Origin of the sequence: Variovorax sp. S12S4, assembly GCF_023195515.1 — a bacterium.
In the GTDB taxonomy this organism is placed as follows: Bacteria; Pseudomonadota; Gammaproteobacteria; order Burkholderiales; family Burkholderiaceae_C; genus Variovorax.
The window spans coordinates 5,818,244-5,833,310 of the sequence record NZ_JALPKR020000002.1; the positions used below are offsets into that span (position 1 = coordinate 5,818,244).

The 15,067-nt window shown below is 63.6% G+C and carries 14 protein-coding genes and 1 pseudogene; all 15 read right to left on the reverse strand.

Annotated features, from left to right (window positions below):
* Nucleotides 1-25: 25 nt before the first annotated feature.
* Nucleotides 26-490, reverse strand: a complete 465-nt coding sequence (locus M0765_RS28435) for a DUF1178 family protein (RefSeq protein ID WP_258507913.1) — start codon at nt 488-490, stop codon at nt 26-28.
* Nucleotides 491-497: 7 nt separating this feature from the next.
* Nucleotides 498-1,103 carry an NUDIX domain-containing protein gene (locus M0765_RS28440; RefSeq protein ID WP_126749721.1) on the reverse strand — a complete coding sequence of 202 codons (606 nt, stop codon included), beginning with the start codon at nt 1,101-1,103 and terminating at the stop codon, nt 498-500.
* A 1-nt stretch (nt 1,104) separates the two neighbouring features.
* Complete coding sequence (locus M0765_RS28445) at nt 1,105-1,410, reverse strand: DUF2818 family protein (RefSeq protein ID WP_258507915.1); 306 nt, start codon at nt 1,408-1,410, stop codon at nt 1,105-1,107.
* Nucleotides 1,411-1,426: 16 nt separating this feature from the next.
* Nucleotides 1,427-2,914 carry an NADH-quinone oxidoreductase subunit NuoN gene (gene nuoN / locus M0765_RS28450; RefSeq protein WP_258507935.1) on the reverse strand — a complete coding sequence of 496 codons (1,488 nt, stop codon included), beginning with the start codon at nt 2,912-2,914 and terminating at the stop codon, nt 1,427-1,429.
* Nucleotides 2,915-2,938: 24 nt separating this feature from the next.
* Complete coding sequence (locus tag M0765_RS28455) at nt 2,939-4,414, reverse strand: NADH-quinone oxidoreductase subunit M (protein WP_258507936.1); 1,476 nt, start codon at nt 4,412-4,414, stop codon at nt 2,939-2,941.
* A gap of 25 nt (nt 4,415-4,439) precedes the next feature.
* Nucleotides 4,440-6,476: an NADH-quinone oxidoreductase subunit L gene (nuoL, locus tag M0765_RS28460; protein ID WP_258507938.1), complete on the reverse strand. Its 2,037-nt coding sequence runs from the start codon at nt 6,474-6,476 to the stop codon at nt 4,440-4,442.
* 7 nt (nt 6,477-6,483) lie between these two features.
* Nucleotides 6,484-6,792: an NADH-quinone oxidoreductase subunit NuoK gene (gene nuoK, locus M0765_RS28465; RefSeq protein ID WP_012748597.1), complete on the reverse strand. Its 309-nt coding sequence runs from the start codon at nt 6,790-6,792 to the stop codon at nt 6,484-6,486.
* A complete protein-coding gene (locus M0765_RS28470; RefSeq protein WP_258507941.1) occupies nt 6,789-7,457 on the reverse strand; it encodes an NADH-quinone oxidoreductase subunit J in 669 nt (222 codons plus the stop codon). Before M0765_RS28470 ends, nuoK begins: the two co-directional genes overlap by 4 nt.
* A 38-nt stretch (nt 7,458-7,495) precedes the next feature.
* On the reverse strand, nt 7,496-8,005 hold the full coding sequence (gene nuoI, locus M0765_RS28475) for an NADH-quinone oxidoreductase subunit NuoI (RefSeq protein WP_446751617.1): 510 nt from the start codon (nt 8,003-8,005) through the stop codon (nt 7,496-7,498).
* A gap of 24 nt (nt 8,006-8,029) precedes the next feature.
* Nucleotides 8,030-9,104 (reverse strand): annotated as a pseudogene (gene nuoH / locus M0765_RS28480) (NADH-quinone oxidoreductase subunit NuoH).
* Nucleotides 9,101-11,266 (reverse strand): NADH-quinone oxidoreductase subunit NuoG, encoded by a 2,166-nt coding sequence (gene nuoG / locus M0765_RS28485; RefSeq protein WP_258507943.1) that lies wholly within the window; start codon nt 11,264-11,266, stop codon nt 9,101-9,103. The pseudogene nuoH and the gene nuoG overlap by 4 nt, the downstream one beginning before the upstream one ends.
* Before the next feature lie 17 nt (nt 11,267-11,283).
* Entirely contained in the window at nt 11,284-12,624 is a 1,341-nt protein-coding gene (nuoF, locus tag M0765_RS28490; RefSeq protein ID WP_432445621.1) for an NADH-quinone oxidoreductase subunit NuoF, read from the reverse strand.
* A complete protein-coding gene (locus M0765_RS28495; protein ID WP_258507953.1) occupies nt 12,563-13,180 on the reverse strand; it encodes an NADH-quinone oxidoreductase subunit NuoE family protein in 618 nt (205 codons plus the stop codon). Before M0765_RS28495 ends, nuoF begins: the two co-directional genes overlap by 62 nt.
* Before the next feature lie 10 nt (nt 13,181-13,190).
* A complete protein-coding gene (locus M0765_RS28500; RefSeq protein WP_258507955.1) occupies nt 13,191-14,444 on the reverse strand; it encodes an NADH-quinone oxidoreductase subunit D in 1,254 nt (417 codons plus the stop codon).
* A 1-nt stretch (nt 14,445) separates the two neighbouring features.
* On the reverse strand, nt 14,446-15,057 hold the full coding sequence (locus M0765_RS28505) for an NADH-quinone oxidoreductase subunit C (RefSeq protein WP_258507957.1): 612 nt from the start codon (nt 15,055-15,057) through the stop codon (nt 14,446-14,448).
* Nucleotides 15,058-15,067 lie beyond the last annotated feature (10 nt).

The following is a 15,067-nucleotide window of genomic DNA, read 5'->3' on the forward strand; positions in this document are numbered from 1 at the left end:
AGCAGAGACGCGGCAGAGACGCGGCCTATTGCAGCGTTTCCTTGAGCGCCGCGGGAATCGGCAGTGGCATGACGGGAATGCCCTCGTCGAGCAGCGCTTCGGTCTGCTCGCGCGTTGCCTGGCCGCGGATACCCCGCTCTTCGGTTTCGCCGTAGTGCATCTTGCGCGCCTCGTCGGCGAAGCGGTCGCCGACGTCCTCGGTCTTTGCGAGAACCTCGCGGACGGCTCGCATCCAGCGCGCTTCGGGAGACGATTCGGCGGGCACCTGGGCTGACAGTGCTGCTGGTGCCGGCGATGCGGCGGTCTCTGCGGGCGCCTTGGCATTGCCCAGGTTGAGGCGCGGTGCGCTCAACAGCTTGACGATGCGCGTGTCGGCGCAGACCGGACATTCGACCAGGCCATCGGCAAGTTGGCCTTCAAAAGCTTCGTTGGACGCAAACCAGCCTTCGAAGCCGTGGCCGTGCGAGCAGCGGAGATCGAGAACCTTCATGCGCGGATTATCCCGCGCCGCCTTGCGAAGCGGTACCCTGCCAATCGAGTGCCCATGCGCCCGAAAGGACGTTCTGCAGCCAGAGCGTGCAAGTGAGCGACTTGGCGTCGGTGATCTTGCCTTCGCGGCACCAGTCGGCCACTTCTTGCGGCGTGGCCGTGAACACGTCGAGGAATTCGCCGTGGTCGAGCTGGCGCGTGCCGAGCGAAAGGCCGCGCGCAAAGTAGATGTGGATGATTTCGGTGGAATACGCCACCGCCAGGTGCATGGCGCCGGCATAGGCCCATTCACGAGCGGTGTAGCCGGTTTCCTCGAGCAGTTCGCGCTGGCCGCAAACGAGCGGATCTTCGCCCGCGTCGAGCTTGCCGGCCGGAAACTCGACCATCACGTGCCCGACCGGATAGCGGTATTGCCGCTCCAGCACCACACGGCCGTCGTCCAGAAGAGGAACCACCACCACCGCGCCCGGATGAATCACGTATTCGCGCGTGGCGGTGTGGCCGTCGGGCAGCCGCACGGTGTCGCGGCAGACCTGGAGGAAATTGCCCTTGAGCAGAACCTCGCTGGCCGTGCGTTCTTCCTTCAGGTGCGAATCGATGGCGGGATCGGTCATGTCAGTGCCTATGTTTCATCAGGTAGCGCCAGGTGAAACCGGGAAAGGCCAGCACGATGAAGAGAGCACCGGTCACGGCGTAGAACTCCCAGCCCTGCGGGGCGATCTGCCCTGCCCGGCTCTCGAACAGCAGGCCGACGCCGCCGGCCACGAAGTACAGTACCACCAGTTCGGCGAGCCGCACCGCGAGCGGCTTGGGCTGCGTGGCCAGCGGCACGAAGCCGAACAACCGCTCATTGAGGAACGGCAGGTTGGCCGCCACCAGCGCCACCAGCAGAACGACCCAGACCGACGCGGTTTGCGACACCGTGAGGCAACCGCGATCAGTTGGCCAGCGTGGCCACGATCGCCTTGGCGCACAGCGTCATGAGGCCGCCGGGAACGATGCCCAGCACGAGAATGAGCAAGCCATTGACGGAGAGCACGGCACGCACGTCGCGCGGCGCAGACACGGTGCTGGCGGTTACCGGCGCATCGAAGTACATGACCTTGACCACGCGCAGGTAGTAGAAGGCGCCAATCAGCGACATGATCACCGCGAACACCGCAAGACCGATGTAGATCGCCTGGCCCGACGCGATCAGCGCCTGGAGCACCGCGAGCTTGGCGTAGAACCCGACCAGCGGCGGCAGGCCCGCGAGCGAGAACATCGCAATGGCCATCACGCCGGCATACAGCGGGCTGCGCTGGTTCAGGCCGGCCAGATCGGTGATCTCTTCGCTTTCGAAGCCTTCGCGTGCCAGCAGCAGAATGATGCCGAAGCTCGCCAGCGTGGTCAGCACGTAGGTCACGATGTAGAACATCGACGCGCTGTATGCGAACTGCGCGTTGTAGGTGTTGCCGTTGACCACGCCCGCCACCAGGCCCAGCAGCATGAAGCCCATTTGCGCAATGGTCGAGTAGGCCAGCATGCGCTTGAGGTTGGTCTGCGCAATGGCGGCCAGGTTGCCCACCAGCAGCGAGGCAATGGCCAGCAGGGCCAGCATCTGCTGCCAGTCGATGGCCAGCGGCAGCAGCCCTTCCACCAGCAGGCGGATGATGATGGCGAAGGCAGCCAGTTCGGGCGCCGCGCCAATCAGCAGCGTGACCGCCGTCGGAGCGCCCTGGTACACGTCGGGCACCCACATGTGGAAAGGCGCCGCGCCCACCTTGAAGGCCAGGCCCGCCACGATGAACACCAGGCCGAACACCAGCACCTGATGGTTCACCTTGCCGCTGGCGATGATCTTGAACACCTCGTTCACGTCGAGCGAGCCGGTGGCGCCGTAGAGCATCGAAAGGCCGTAGAGCAAAAAGCCGCTGGCCATGGCGCCGAGCACGAAGTACTTCATGGCCGCCTCGCTGGCGACCGCGTTGTCGCGGCGCAGCGCCACCAGGGCGTAGCTGGACAGGGTGAGCAGCTCGAGACCCAGGTAGATCAGGAGGAAGTTGCTGCCCGAAATCATCACGAACATGCCCAGCAGCGCGAACATGCTGATGGTGAACAGTTCGCCGCCGCGCAGCATGTCGCGGTCTGCCGCGTAGGGGCGGCCGTAGACCAGCGTGACCATCAGCGCAACCGTGGCAAAGCACTTGAGCCAGTTGCCCATGGGGTCGCTCACGACCATGCCGCCAAAGCCGTAGATCGTCTTGCCGTCGTTGGCGGCCATGCCGGTCAGCACGGCCACCACGGCCAGCGTGAGCAGCGTCAGGATATAGGTGCGCGTGCGGCGGGGGCTGGTGGTCGACAGGTCGACCAGCGCAATGATGCAGGCCATGACCAGCAGCACGATTTCGGGGTAGATCGCGACCCAGCTGAGTTTGTCAATCATCTCGTTCTCTTCTTCAGCGTGGAATCAGGGCAGTTTGGACGTTGCCACATGGCGCAGGAGCTCCGTCACGGAAACATCCATCACATCGGTGAACGGCTTCGGATAGATGCCCATCCACAGCACGGCAATGGCCAGCAGCGAGAGCATCAGGAACTCGCGGGCATTGATGTCGGTAAGCTCCTTGACATGGTCGTTGCCGACCGGGCCAAGGTACACGCGCTTGTACATCCAGAGGGTGTAGGCCGCGCCGAAGATCAGTGCCGTGGCAGACCCGAGGCCGATCCAGAAGTTGTACTTGACCGCGCCCAGGATGACCATCCATTCGCCCACGAAACCGGCGGTGCCCGGCAGGCCGCAGTTGGCCATGGCGAACAGCAGCGCGAACGCGGCAAACTTGGGCATGGTGTTCACCACGCCGCCGTAGTCGGCAATCTGGCGCGAATGCACGCGGTCGTAGAGCACGCCGATGCCCAGGAACATGGCGCCCGAGACGAAACCGTGCGCAATCATCTGCACGATGCCGCCGGACACGCCCAGCTCGTTGAAGATGAAGAAGCCGAGCGTCACGAAGCCCATGTGCGCGACCGACGAATAAGCCACGAGCTTCTTCATGTCTTCCTGCACCAGCGCCACCAGGCCGACGTAGATCACCGCGATGAGCGACAGCGCGATCATGAGCCAGGCCCATTCGTGCGAGGCGTCGGGAGCAATCGGCATCGAGAAGCGCAGGAAGCCGTAGGCGCCGAGCTTCAGCATGATGGCCGCCAGCACGGCCGAGCCGCCGGTCGGCGCCTCGACGTGCACGTCGGGCAGCCAGGTGTGAACCGGCCACATCGGCACCTTGACGGCAAAGGCGGCGAAGAACGCGAAGAACAGGAAGGTCTGCGCCTTCGAGTCCAGCGGCAGCTTGTGCCAGGTCAGGATGTCGAAGCTGCCGCCCGACTTGTTGTACAGGTAGATCAGCGCCACCAGCATCAGCAGCGAGCCGAGCAAGGTGTAGATGAAGAACTTGAACGCCGCGTAGATCTTGTTCGGACCGCCCCAGATGCCGATGATCAGGTACATCGGGATCAGCGTGGCTTCGAAGAACACGTAGAAAAGCACGCCGTCGAGCGCGGCGAACACGCCGATCATGAAGCCCGAAAGAATCAGGAACGCGCCCATGTACTGGTTGACGCGCTCGGTAATCACTTCCCAGGCCGAGATCACGACCACCACGGTAATGAACGAGGTCAGCAGCACCAGCCAGAGCGACAAGCCGTCGACACCGAGGTGATAGTTGACGTTGAAGCGCGCAATCCAGCTCGTCTTCTCGACGAACTGCATTGCGGCAGTGCCGTTCTGGAAGCCCGTGTAAAGCGGCACCGTGACCAGGAAGCTGACGATCGCGCCGACCAGTGCGACCCAGCGCACGCCCCTGGCGTTCTCGTCACGCCCAAACGCCAGCAGCGCGGTACCGAATGCGATCGGCACCCAGATGGCAAGGCTCAACAAACCCATTTTTCTTTTTCTCCAGCGTTCGGGCTCAGCGTTTGAACCAGACGAAGTACGTCATCAGGATGAAGATGCCGAGCAGCATCGCAAAGGCGTAGTGATAGATGTAGCCCGACTGCAGCCACCGCACCACACCGGAGATGCGGCCGACGACCTTCCACGAACCATTGACCACGGCACCGTCGATCAGCGCCTGGTCGCCACCCTTCCACAGGCCGGTGCCAAGGGCACGCGCACCGCGGGCGATGATGTTCTCGTTGATCCAGTCGAGGTAGTACTTGTTGTCGAGCAGGCGATAGACCGGGCCGAAGGCGCGCTTGATCGCAGTCGGCACCGCCGGGAACTGCATGTACATGAGGTACGAAACAACCACGCCTGCCAGAGCCAGCCAGAACGGCGCCGTCTGCAAGCCGTGGATAGCCATGGCCACCGGGCCGTGGAACGCTTCGCCGAGTTCCTTCATGGCATGGTGCTTGGCGGCGTCCACGAAGATTGCGTCCTTGAAGAACTCGCCGAAAAGCATCGGCTGGATCGTCATGAAGCCGATCACCACGGACGGAATGGCCAGCAGCACCAGTGGCAGCCACACCACCATCGGAGACTCGTGCGGCTTGTGGTCGTGGTGGCCATGGCCGTGATCGTCGCCATGCGCGGCATGGTCGTCATGGTGTGCGTCAGGGTTCTGGTCGTAGCGCTCCTTGCCGTGGAACACCAGGAAGTACATGCGGAACGAGTAGAACGCCGTGACGAACACGCCGGCCAGCACGGCGTAGTAGGCAAACTGCGCCCCCCACAGGTGGCTTTCGTGCACCGCCTCGATGATGCTGTCCTTCGAGTAGAAGCCCGAGAAGAACGGCGTGCCGATCAGTGCAAGCGACCCCAGCAGCGAGGTGATCCAGGTGATGGGCATGTACTTGCGCACGCCGCCCATCCAGCGGATGTCCTGGTTGTGGTGCATGCCGATGATCACCGAGCCCGCGCCCAGGAACAGCAGCGCCTTGAAGAAGGCGTGCGTCATCAGGTGGAACACCGCGACCGAATAGGCCGACGCGCCGAGCGCCACCGTCATGTAGCCGAGCTGCGAGAGCGTCGAGTACGCGACCACGCGCTTGATGTCGTTCTGGATGATGCCCAGGAAACCCATGAACAGCGCCGTGATGGCACCGATCACCAGGATGAACGAGAGCGCCGTGTCGCTGAGTTCGAACAGCGGCGACATGCGAGCCACCATGAAGATGCCGGCGGTCACCATGGTTGCCGCGTGGATCAGCGCCGAGATGGGCGTCGGGCCTTCCATCGAGTCGGGCAGCCACACGTGCAGCGGGAACTGCGCGCTCTTGCCCATGGCGCCGATGAACAGGCAGATGCAGATCACGGTCACCAGCATCCATTCGGTGCCCGGGAAGGTGATGCCGGCCAGCGTGTTGGCCTTGGCAAAGGCTTCGCCGTAGTTCAGCGTGCCGGCATAGGCTGCAATCAGGCCGATGCCGAGGATGAAGCCGAAGTCGCCCACGCGGTTGACCAGGAAGGCCTTCATGTTCGCGAAGATGGCCGTGGGCTTGTTGAACCAGAAGCCGATCAGCAGGTACGACACCAGGCCCACCGCTTCCCAGCCGAAGAACAGCTGGAGCATGTTGTTGCTCATGACGAGCATCAGCATCGAGAAGGTGAAGAGCGAGATGTAGGCGAAGAAGCGGTTGTAGCCTTCGTCTTCTTCCATGTAGCCGATGGTGTAGATGTGCACCATCAGCGAGACGAAGGTCACCACGCACATCATCATGGCCGTGAGGCCGTCGACCAGGAAGCCGACTTCCATCTTCAGCCCGCCGACCACCATCCATTCGTAGATGGTCGCGTTGAAGCGGGCGCCGTCGACGACGACCGACTTCAGCGTCATGGCCGAGATGATGAAGGCGACCAGCACGCCGAGGATGGTCAGCGAATGCGTGACTTTGCGGCCGATGTGGTTGCCGCCGAACTTCGTGCCGAACAGGCCGGCAACGGCGGCGCCGACCAGGGGTGCCAGCGGCACGGCCAGCAGGGTGGATGCGGAAAGGGTTGCGCTCATACTGCTTTCAACCCTTGAGCGAGTTGAGTTCGTCTACGTTGATGTTGGATTTGTTGCGGAACAACAAGACCAGCAGCGCGAGACCGATTGCCGACTCGGCCGCAGCCACCGTCAGGATGAAGAACACGAAGATCTGGCCGTGCATGTCGCCCAGGTAGTACGAGAACGCCACGAAGTTCATGTTCACCGCAAGCAGCATCAGCTCGATCGCCATCAGCAGCACGATGAGGTTCTTGCGGTTCAGGAAAATGCCGATCACCGAAAGCGCAAAGAGCATTGCGCCAAGCGAAAGAAAGTGTCCGAGCGTGAGCGTCATGCCTTGTTTTCCTTTGCCGCCGCTGCTGCGCCTGCATCGGCGGGTGCTTCGACCACCGGCTCGGCGGCGCGCGTGACCGGCATCTGCACGATGCGCACGCGGTCGCGCGCCTTCACGCGCACCTGGTCGGACGGGTTGACGTACTTGCTGTCCTTGCGGGTACGCAGCGTGAGTGCGATGGCGGCCACGATGGCCACGAGCAAAATGACAGCCGCAATTTCGAGCGGGTACAGGTACTCGGAGTACAGGAGCTTGCCGAGCTCGAGCGTGTTCGAGCTGTTGGCCGCAACGGCAGCCCCGGCGCGCGGCGGCTCGGCCAGGCGGAAGCCGCCCATCAGCACCGCAGCCATTTCAAGCGCAATGAGCGCCCCCACGCCGGCGGCCAGCGGAAAGTGCCTCCAGAACCCCTGCCGCAGACCGTCCACGTTGATGTCCAGCATCATCACGACAAACAGGAACAGCACCATCACCGCGCCCACGTAGACGAGCACAAGCGAAATCGCCAGGAACTCGGCGCGCAGCAGCAGCCAGATAGCGGACGCCTGGAAGAAGGCGAGCACCAGGTACAGCGCCGCGTACACGGGATTGCGGGCGGTGATGACGCGGAAGGCCGCGAACAGCAGCACCGCGGCAAACAGATAGAACAGACCGGTCTTGACGTCCATTGGAATTCGAATTGGTACGGGGTTCGGGCTGGCCGGGATCAGCGGTACTTGGCGTCGGCCGCCTTGTTCGCTGCAATTTCTTTTTCGTAGCGGTCGCCCACGGCCAGGAGCATGTCCTTGGTGAAGTACAGGTCGCCGCGCTTTTCGCCGTGGTATTCGAAGATGTGGGTCTCGACGATCGAATCGACCGGGCAGCTTTCTTCGCAGAAGCCGCAGAAGATGCACTTGGTCAGGTCGATGTCGTAGCGCGTGGTGCGGCGCGAGCCGTCGTCGCGCACATCGGATTCGATGGTGATGGCGAGTGCGGGGCACACGGCCTCGCAGAGCTTGCAGGCAATGCAGCGCTCTTCGCCGTTTTCATAGCGGCGCAGCGCATGCAGGCCGCGAAAACGCGGCGACAGCGGCGTCTTCTCTTCCGGGAACTGCACCGTGATCTTGCGGGCGAAAGCGTACTTGCCGGTGATGGCCAGGCCCTTGAACAGTTCGAACAGCATGAAGCTGCCCAGGAAGTCCTTGAGCGAGAACGGAGCGGACGGCGGTATGCGCAGCAGACATGATGTTGGCGCTTCCAGTTATTTCCAGATATTGAACGGGGTCTGCATCCAGGCGCCGACCACGACCAGCCACACGAGCGTGACCGGAATGAAGATCTTCCAGCCCAGACGCATGATCTGGTCATAGCGGAAGCGCGGGAACGTCGAGCGAACCCACAGGAACATGGTGACCACGCAGAAGGTCTTGGCGCCGAGCCAGATCCAGCCGGGAATGAAGCTCAGGAACTCGAACGGCGGCAGCCATCCACCGAGGAACAGCACCACGCACAGGATCGAGACCAGCCACATGTTGGCGTACTCGGCCAGGAAGAACATCGCGAAGCTCATGCCCGAGTACTCGATCATGTGGCCCGCCACGATTTCGGACTCGCCTTCGACCACGTCGAAGGGGTGGCGGTTGGTTTCAGCCAGGCCCGAGATGAAGTAGACGACGAAGATCGGCAACAGCGGCAGCCAGTTCCACGACAGGAAGCCGACGCCCATTTCGGCGAAGGTGCCCTTGCCCTGCACGTTCACGATCTCGCTCATGTTCAGGCTGCCAGAAACCATCAGCACCACGACAAAGCAGAAGCCCATCGCGATTTCGTAGCTCACCATTTGCGCCGAGGCGCGCAGCGCGCCCAGGAAGGCGTACTTCGAGTTGGAAGCCCAGCCCGCGATGATCACGCCGTAGACCTCGAGCGAGGTGATGGCCATCACGAACAGCAGGCCGGCATTGATGTTGGCCAGCGCCATTTCGGGGCCGAACGGAATCACGGCCCATGCGACGAGTGCCGGCATGATGGTCATGATCGGGCCCAGCAGGAACAGGCCCTTGTTGGCGACCGTCGGAAGAATGATTTCCTTGGTCATCAGCTTGAGCGCGTCGGCAATGGGCTGCAGCAGGCCCAGCGGTCCGATGCGGTTCGGGCCCACGCGGATCTGCGTGAAGCCGATGGCCTTGCGTTCCCACAGCGTGAGGTAGGCCACGGCGCCCATCAGCGGAAGCACGACCACGATGATCTTGATCAGCGTCCAGATCACGGGCCAGGCCACCCGTCCACCAGCCGGCGTTGATCAGCCCCTGGCCGAAAGCGTGCACTGCGTCGATCATGCCAATGCCTCCTCGGCACGGGCCGGTGCGGCCGCCATTGCGTTGCGCGCGTCGGCGGTGAGTTGCAGCGACGGTGCGCGGCGCACGATGGAGTCGAGCTGATAGATGCTCGCCACCGCGGGTGCGGGAACCGCGCCGCTGGCAGCCACTGCCTTGGCGGCGGTGGCGTTGCCGAGCGCATCCGCGGGCACGGCGCCGTTGTCGCCGATGGTGCGGAGCACTTCAGCGGTGGATTCGAAAGCAAAGCCGGGCAGGCCGAGCAGGTTGGCCAGCACGCGCAGCACCTTCCAGGCTGGGCGCGTCTCGCCTTGCGGCTTGACGACGGCATGGAAGCTTTGCACACGGCCTTCGGCATTGACGAAGGTACCGGGCGTTTCGGTGAACGGCGCGATGGGCAGCAGCACATCGCTGAACTCGAGGTTGGCCTTGAAGGGGCTCAACGTGACGACCATCTGCGCATTGCCGATGACATCGGCGGCTGCGGCACCCGCGGCGGAGTCGAACACCGGCTCGGTGTTGAGCAGCACCACGGCCTTGAGGCCGGAACCGGCTGCCAGCATGCGGCCGGCATCGAGGCCGCCGTTCTTCGGGAATGCGCCGACGAGTTGCGCGCCCACGGTATTGGCGGCTTCGGTCAGGTAGCCGACGGTGGCGCCAGTTTGCGCGCCGATCCAGTTTGCAAGCGCCAGCAGGCTGCTGGCTTGCGCATGGTGGGCGGCGGCGTTGCCGAGCAGGATGGCCTTGCGCTCGCCGCTCAGCAGCGAAGCCGCAATGGCTTGCGCCGCGGCGTCGGGTGCGTTTGCCGGTGCGAGCGGCGCGGCCTGGCCGGTGGTCTGGCCCACGGCGGCGGCAATGCCGGCGAGCACTTCGACCCACTGGCCGGCATCGACGATCGACGCCTGCGCCACGCTCATGGCCCACGCTTCGCGGTCGGCCATGAGGTTGGACGAGGTCAGCACCGACAGCGCGGCGCCCTTGCGCACGGCCTGGCGGATGCGCTGCGCGAACAGCGGATGGTCCTTGCGCAGGTTCGAGCCGATCACGAATGCGCGCTGCAGCTGCGTAAGCGATGCGATCGAGGTACCGAGCCAGCGCACACCTTCGAACGCCGTGAATTCGGCGTTGCGGAGGCGATAGTCGATGTTGTCGCTGCCGAGCTCACGCGTGAGCATGGCGGCAAGCTGCAGCTCTTCGAGCGTGCTGTGCGGGCTGACCAGCGTGCCGATGCTCTGCGCGCCGTGGTCGGCCTTGATTTGCTTGAGGCCGTTGGCCACGTATTCGAGCGCCGTCTGCCAGTCGACCTGCTGCCATTGGCCGCCCTGCTTGAGCATCGGCTGCGTGAGGCGTTCGGGGCCGTTGAGCCCTTCGTACGAAAAGCGGTCGCGGTCGGCAATCCAGCATTCGTTGACGTCTTCGTTCTCGAGCGGCACCACGCGCATCACGCGGTTGTTCTTGACCTGGACGATCAGGTTGGCACCGGTGGAGTCGTGCGGGCTCACCGACTTGCGGCGCGACAGCTCCCAGGTGCGGGCGCTGTAGCGGAACGGCTTGCTCGTGAGCGCGCCGACCGGGCAGATGTCGATCATGTTGCCCGAGAGTTCCGAGTCGACCGAGTCGCCGAGGAAGGTTTCGATTTCGGAGTGCTCGCCGCGCTGGGTCATGCCGAGCTCCATCACGCCGGCCACTTCCTGGCCGAAGCGGACGCAACGCGTGCAATGGATGCAGCGGCTCATCTCTTCCATGCTGATCAGCGGGCCGACGTCCTTGTGGAACACGACGCGCTTTTCTTCTTCGTAGCGCGAAGAAGAACCACCGTAGCCCACGGCCAGGTCTTGCAGCTGGCACTCGCCGCCCTGGTCGCAAATGGGGCAATCCAGCGGGTGGTTGATCAGGAGGAACTCCATGACCGACTGCTGCGCCTTGATGGCCTTTTCGCTCTTGGTGCGAACGATCATGCCCTGCGTGACGGGCGTGGCGCAGGCCGGCATCGGCTTGGGCGCCTTTTCCACGTCGACCAGGCACATGCGGCAGTTGGCCGCAATGCTGAGCTTCTTGTGATAGCAGAAGTGCGGGATGTACGTGCCCGCCTTGTCGGCCGCATGCATCACCATGCTGCCTTCGGTCACTTCGACCTTCTTGCCGTCGAGTTCGATTTCAACCATATATGTGTTTCTCGCGCTCAGGCCTTGACGGGCGCTTTCGGGACGTAGCCCGGAATCAAGGCCTCGAACTCGTGACGGTAGTGCTTGATCATGGCGCGCACCGGCATGGCCGCCGCGTCGCCGAGCGCGCAGATCGTGCGGCCCTGGATGTTGTCTGCCACGGAGTTGAGCAGGTCCATGTCGGACGCCCTGCCCTGCCCGTTGTGGATGCGGTCCACCACGCGGTACAGCCAGCCCGTGCCTTCGCGGCAAGGCGTGCACTGGCCGCAGGATTCGTGCATGTAGAAATACGAAAGGCGCCTGAGCGACTCGACCATCGAACGGCTGTCGTCCATGACGATGACCGCGCCCGAACCCAGCATGGAGCCGGCCTTGGCGATGGAGTCGTAGTCCATCGTGCATTCCATCATGATCGACGCCGGCAGCACCGGCGACGACGATCCACCGGGAATCACGGCCTTGAGCGTGCGGCCCTTGCGAACACCGCCAGCCAGTTCAAGCAGCTTGGAGAACGGTGTGCCCATGGGCACTTCGTAGTTGCCGGGCAGCTCGACGTCACCGCTCACCGAATAGATCTTGGTGCCGCCGTTGTTCGGCTTGCCGCACTCGAGGTAGGCCTGGCCGCCGTTGCGGATGATCCAGGGCACCGCCGCGAAAGTCTCGGTGTTGTTGATGGTGGTCGGCTTGCCGTACAGGCCAAAGCTGGCCGGGAACGGCGGCTTGAAGCGCGGCTGGCCCTTCTTGCCTTCGAGCGACTCGAGCAGTGCGGTTTCTTCGCCGCAGATGTAGGCGCCGAAGCCGTGGGCCGCGTGCAACTGGAAGTTGTACGTACTGCCCATGATGCCGTCGCCAAGGTAGCCGGCGGCGCGCGCTTCCTCGAGGGCTTCCTCGAAGCGGTCGTAGCTCTGGAAGATCTCGCCGTGGATGTAGTTGTAGCCCACGCTGATGCCCATCGCATACGCGGCGATGGCCATGCCTTCGATCACGATGTGCGGGTTGAACTGCAGGATGTCGCGGTCCTTGCACGTACCCGGCTCGCCTTCGTCGGAATTGCAGACGAGGTACTTCTGGCCCGGGAACTGGCGGGGCATGAAGCTCCACTTCAGGCCCGTGGGAAAGCCCGCGCCGCCGCGGCCGCGCAGGCCCGAGGCCTTGACTTCGGCAATCACCTGGTCGGGCGTGAGGCCCTCGGTGAGGATCTTGCGCAGCGCCTGGTAGCCGCCGCGCGCTTCGTAGTCGGCCAGGCGCCAGTTGGTGCCGTCGAGGCCGGCATAGATCTGCGGCTCGATGTGGCGGTCATGGAAGCAGGTCTGGACGCCCGTGGCCTGGAACTGCTGGAGCACTTGTTCGGGCGACATCATGCGGCCTCCCCTTTGGTGGTTCCGTGGACGAGCGCAGCCCGTCGATGAGCTGGTCGAGCTTCTCGTTGCTCATGAAGCTGCACATGGTGCGGTCGTTGACCAGCATCACGGGCGAATCGGCGCAGGCGCCCAGGCATTCGCTCTGCTGCAGCGTGAACAGGCCGTCGGCCGTGGTCTCGCCCATCTTGATGCCGAGCTTCTTCTCGAGGTGAACGAGCGCTGTGACGCCGTCACGCAGCTGGCAAGGCAGGTTGGTGCACACGTTGAGCTTGAACTTGCCCACCGGGTGCTGGTTGTACATGTTGTAGAAGGTCGTGACCTCATGCACGGCGATGGGCGCCATGCCGAGGTAGTCGGCGATCTCGCGCTCGCGCTGCATGCTCACGTAGCCTTCGTCCTGCTGCACGATGGCCAGGCAGGCCATCACGGCCGATTGCTTGCCCGCTTCAGGGTACTTGGCAACCTCGCGCGCAAAGCGCTCGAGAATCGCGGGCCTCAGAGGAGCAGAAGGCGCCGTAGGCGCCGTGTCATGGTGGGTCGAGGAAGTCGTCATTCGCTCTTTCTCACCTGTCGATTTCGCCGAACACGATGTCCATCGTGCCGATCACCGCGACAGCGTCGGCGATCATGTGGCCGCGCGACATTTCGTCGAGGGCGGCGAGGTGCGGGAAACCGGGCGCGCGGATCTTCAGGCGGTACGGCTTGTTGGCGCCGTCGCTCACCAGGTAGATGCCGAACTCGCCCTTCGGGTGCTCGACGGCGGCATAGGCCTCGCCTTCGGGCACGTGGAAGCCTTCGGTGAAGAGCTTGAAATGGTGGATCAGCTCCTCCATGTTCGCCTTCATCGATTCACGCGCAGGCGCGGCGACCTTGTGGTTGTCGGTAATGACCGGACCGGGGTTGGCGCGCAGCCATGCCGAGCACTGCTGGATGATCTTGTTGGCCTGGCGCATTTCTTCCACGCGCACCAGGTAGCGGTCGTAGCAGTCGCCCGTCTTGCCGACTGGCACGTCGAACTGCATCTGGTCGTAGACGTCGTAGGGCTGCTTCTTGCGCAGGTCCCACTCCACGCCCGAGCCACGCAGCATGGGGCCGGTGAAGCCGAGATTCAGCGCGCGCTCCGGCGTGACCACGCCGATGCCCACGGTGCGCTGCTTCCAGATGCGGTTGTCGGTGAGCAGCGTTTCATACTCGTCGACCATCTTCGGGAAGCGCTTGCAGAAGTCGTCGATGAAGTCGAGCAGCGAGCCCTGGCGGTTCTCGTTGAGCTTCTCGATGGCCTTCGCATTCTTGATCTTGCTGACCTTGTACTGCGGCATGGCATCCGGCAGGTCGCGGTACACGCCGCCTGGACGGAAGTACGCCGCGTGCATGCGCGCGCCCGACACGGCTTCGTACATGTCGAACAGGTCTTCACGCTCGCGGAAGCAATAGATGAGCATGTTCATCGCGCCGCAGTCGAGACCGTGCGCGCCGAGCCACAAGAGGTGGTTCAGCAGGCGGGTGATCTCGGCGAACATCACGCGGATGTACTGCGCGCGGATCGGCACTTCGAGGCCCATCATCCGCTCGATGGCCAGGCAGTAGGCATGCTCGTTGGACATCATCGACACGTAGTCGAGGCGGTCCATGTACGGCAGCGACTGGATGAAAGTGCGCGATTCGGCGAGTTTTTCGGTCGCACGGTGCAACAGGCCGATGTGCGGATCGGCGCGCTGGATCACTTCGCCGTCGAGCTCGAGCACCAGGCGCAGCACGCCGTGCGCTGCAGGATGCTGGGGACCGAAGTTGAGTGTGTAGTTCTTGATTTCGGCCATATCAGTGCAAACCGCTGCCGTAGTTGTCTTCGCGAATCACGCGCGGCGTGATTTCCCGCGGCTCGATGGAGACCGGCTGGTAGATGACGCGCTTCTGCTCTTCGTCGTAGCGCATTTCGACGTGCCCCGACACCGGGAAGTCCTTGCGGAACGGATGGCCGATGAAACCGTAGTCGGTAAGGATGCGGCGCAGGTCGTCATGCCCCTCGAACACGATGCCGTAGAGGTCGAAGGCTTCGCGCTCGAACCACGTGGCGGCATTCCACACAGGCTGGAGCGAATCGACCACGGGCAGGTCTTCGTTCGGCGCAAACACCTTGAGGCGCACGCGCTGGTTGAGGCTCACCGAAAGCAGGTGCGTGACGACGCAATAGCGCTCACCCTGCCACTCGCCTTCGCGGTAGTCGGAGTAATCCATGCCGCAAAGGTCGATCAGCTGCTCGAAGCGGCAGCCGGGCGCATCGCGCAGCAGCGTGGCAGCTTCGATGTAGTCGGCAGCGCCGACGACCACGGTCACCTCGCCCAGCGCGATCGTCACGCTCTTGGCCTTGGCGCCGAGGGTCTCGGCGATGGTGGCGCGCAGCACCTCCGGCGATATTGCAAAGTCGGTCATCGTCGGCAGT